This is a genomic window from Lunatimonas salinarum (assembly GCF_017811155.1).
Taxonomy (GTDB): domain Bacteria; phylum Bacteroidota; class Bacteroidia; order Cytophagales; family Cyclobacteriaceae; genus Lunatimonas; species Lunatimonas salinarum.
This window is the reverse complement of sequence record NZ_JACVCV010000099.1, coordinates 1-700: the sequence shown is the minus strand read 5'-3', so window position 1 is coordinate 700 and position 700 is coordinate 1. Positions and strand designations below refer to the sequence as shown.

General features: G+C 38.9%; 1 protein-coding gene. It reads left to right on the top strand.

Annotated features, from left to right (window positions below; translation table 11 throughout):
* Positions 1–585 (top strand): TaqI-like C-terminal specificity domain-containing protein (locus IAQ59_RS22070; RefSeq protein ID WP_280868368.1); only part of this gene is annotated, 585 nt, incomplete at its 5' end.
* Positions 586–700: the final 115 nt, after the last annotated feature.

Below are 700 nucleotides of genomic sequence, written 5' to 3'. Positions count from 1 at the left end.
AATGAACCACCAAGGTATGGATACATGGACTATGACCCCGCTTGGGAATGGCTTACAAGAAAGTATCCCGCAATAGCAAGGCATCTAAAACCATATGAGGCAGCAGCTAAGAAAAGGACTGATAAAGGGGATTTTTGGTGGGAATTGCGAGCTTGTGATTACTACGAGGAGTTTGAGAAGGAAAAAATCATCATTCCCGCAATCGTAAAAGGAGCCTCCTATTGCTATGACACAGAAGAGCATTATAGCAATGACAAGACAACGATCATTCCCTCAAGGGATTTCTTTCTTTTGGGTATCTTGAACTCAAAAGTCATTGACTTTTACTTAAAGTCAATCGCATCCACAAAGCAGAATGGATATTTTGAATACAAGCCTGTGTATATCGCACAGCTTCCCATTGTAATACCAAATCCTGAGACTCATGATCAGATTAGCATACTGGTCACAGAAATAAATGAAACCAAAAAACAAGATCCAACCTCAGACACCTCGATTCTGGAAGCCAAAATAGATCAATTGGTTTACGAGATGTATGGATTGAGTGAGGAGGAGATTGGGATAGTGGAAGGGGGTAAAACGTAATTTTCATCTAAATGTCACAATAATTATGAAAAAGACATGGAGCGATTCCGATAATAAAAATTAGTTATGAAAGCCAACGAACTCCAAATAGTCAAATTTTTAAAATCTCCTGACG